Raw genomic sequence first — 2275 nt, forward strand, 5'->3', positions numbered from 1 at the left:
TTATTTTTTCTTCTTTTTTGTCTTTTTCTTTAATGCTTCCAATTCTTCGGCTTCTTTGAGCAAAGCTTTCAAATCATAATTGGTTGTATCTTTCGAGAAATCAATCGTTTCGTTGTATTCTTGCTTGTCAAGCTCCAAAACTCTGATTTTCTTGCCCATGAAACCCTCTATTTCGTCGAGAATCGGTTTTTCTTCGGTCGCACAAAATGAAACCGCCAAACCTTTTTGCATTCCTCGACCCGTACGCCCTACCCTATGCACGTAGTTTTCTGGCACATCGGGCAAATCATAATTTACTACATAATCTACATTCGGAATATCAATTCCTCTGGCACTTACATCAGTGGCTATCAGTATTTTTACTTCACCACTTCTGAATTTATCTAACACCGAAAGGCGGTCGAGTTGTTCTTTATCTCCGTGAATCGTTTCACTTTCAATTCCCACTCTTTGCATGGCAGATTTTACTCTTTCGGCACGCACTTTCGTACGCACAAAAACCAAAATCTTACTTTCTGGATTTTCGTTAATGACTCGTTCCAAAAAGAAACGTTTATCATCCATTTCCACAAAAGCTACCGAATGCTTGATATTTTTGGCAACAGGGTCTTTAGGCGAAAGCTGAATACGGATGGCATTTCTGACCAACGAGTAAGCTACTTTTTTGATTTGCTCGTTGATGGTTGCCGAAAAGAATAGCGTTTGATGAAATTTGGGCAAAAATTTCTTTACATCCTGAATATCTTTGATGAACCCCAAATCGAGCATGTGGTCGGCTTCATCAAGCACTAAGATTTCAACGCCCGTGATTTTGAGATGTTTTTGGTAAATTAAATCAAACATTCGGCCCGGGGTAGCAATCAGAATATCAACGCCTTTCACGAGTTTATCTACTTGTGGAGCTTGGTCAACACCACCAAAAAGGCAAAGTGTTTCGACTTTTGTACCTTTTGCCATTTTCTGAAAAACCTCAGTAACTTGTAAAGCCAGCTCACGGGTTGGCTCAAGCACAATGCACTTTACGCCTTCTTCGTATCGCACCGAGTGCTTCATTTCTTGCAAAATACTAATTATCGGAATGGCAAAAGCGGCGGTTTTTCCTGTACCTGTTTGGGCAATGGCCAACACATCTTCACCTTTCAGAATCGGCGGAATAGACTTAAACTGAATGTCAGTCGGGCGTTTGAAGCCTAACTCAGCAATGTTTTTTTTGAGTTCGTGCGAAATACTATAATCGTCGAATTTCATCGTTTTCCTCGTTTATCTATTCCTTTGAAAGGTTTGTAAGTGTCTTTCACAAATAACTTTCCTTGCGAATTTAGCTTGGGTGCTTTAGTAGATTTTGCTTTTGACTTATCTTTTTTCTCCGATAAACTCACCTCAATATTACGCCCCATTATCTCGAAACCGTTTAACTCAAATATGGCCTTGCGTACTTCTTCTTCATTGGGCATATCAACAAATCCAAAACCTTTATTTTGGCGTGTCGATTTACTTTTTACAATTTTGGCCGATGTTACTTCTCCAAACTTTTCAAAAAGTTCTTTTAATTCTTTCTCTTTGAGTTTGAAAGGTAAACTGCCTACAAAAATATCCATCGTTTGTTTTTATTATTATTTTACAAAAGTACGGATTTTTGAATGAAATCTTTGATTTTGCACCGTGATTGCAACAAATTGATTCAAAACATTTCAAAAATGAATTTAATTTGGAGCGTAGAGACAGGGCATGCCCTGTCTCTACCGTGGTCAAACATATCGATTCTGTCAATTTTATCCAGAGAATGTCTTTTACTCAAATCCGTACCATGCACAGCATGACACGGAGACAATCTACATGGCACGCTGTGCGTGTCATGGGTAAATATCTATCCTACTCCTTACTTCATGACAAATCAAGCTTCGTAAAATTTAATACCGTTTTGAGCTAAAAACGATTTGATAATATCTACGTGAATACAATGCCCAACGTGCAGAAAAGGCTGATTATTGACTTTGATGGTTTTACCGTTTACGTTATGCGAAGCATTGTGCATATCAAAACCTAAGTGTAGAGCATTGGTCTTGCTTTGCATACCACAAACTACACCATTTCGGTCGAAAAGTGGGCCTCCGCTTTGTCCACGCAAGCCTGGGGTGCTTAGTTCGACGCCATAAAGTTCGTTATTTTCAACTAAGTGGCGGGTCAACATTCCATCAATCGGGAAGCGTGGTGTGCCGATGATTCCGCTATTTGTCCACGAAATTTCGTCGGCTTCTGGGTTATATTGAAAGTT

The 2275-nt window shown here is 39.3% G+C and carries 2 protein-coding genes and 1 pseudogene; all 3 read right to left on the minus strand.

Translation table 11 applies throughout. The features are described 5' to 3' along the window. Complete coding sequence (locus ACOVO2_RS22660; protein WP_421772159.1) at positions 1-1248, minus strand: DEAD/DEAH box helicase; 1248 nt, start codon at positions 1246-1248, stop codon at positions 1-3. After that, the gene (locus ACOVO2_RS22665) at positions 1245-1598 is read right to left on the minus strand and encodes an RNA recognition motif domain-containing protein (protein ID WP_188768771.1); all 354 of its coding nucleotides are present in this window, start codon (positions 1596-1598) and stop codon (positions 1245-1247) included. The genes ACOVO2_RS22660 and ACOVO2_RS22665 overlap by 4 nt, the downstream gene beginning before the upstream one ends. Before the next feature lie 296 nt (positions 1599-1894). Further along, positions 1895-2275 (minus strand): annotated as a pseudogene (locus ACOVO2_RS22670) (serine protease); the annotation flags it as partial.

The sequence above is a fragment of the Emticicia sp. genome (genome assembly GCF_049241225.1).
Lineage (GTDB): Bacteria > Bacteroidota > Bacteroidia > Cytophagales > Spirosomataceae > Emticicia.

Excerpts from the sequence above, each read along its gene's own strand:
- ACOVO2_RS22665 (WP_188768771.1), bottom strand. The coding sequence starts at position 1,598 with ATGGATATTTTTGTAGGCAGTTTACCTTTCAAACTCAAAGAGAAAGAA.
- ACOVO2_RS22660 (WP_421772159.1), bottom strand. The coding sequence starts at position 1,248 with ATGAAATTCGACGATTATAGTATTTCGCACGAACTCAAAAAAAACATT.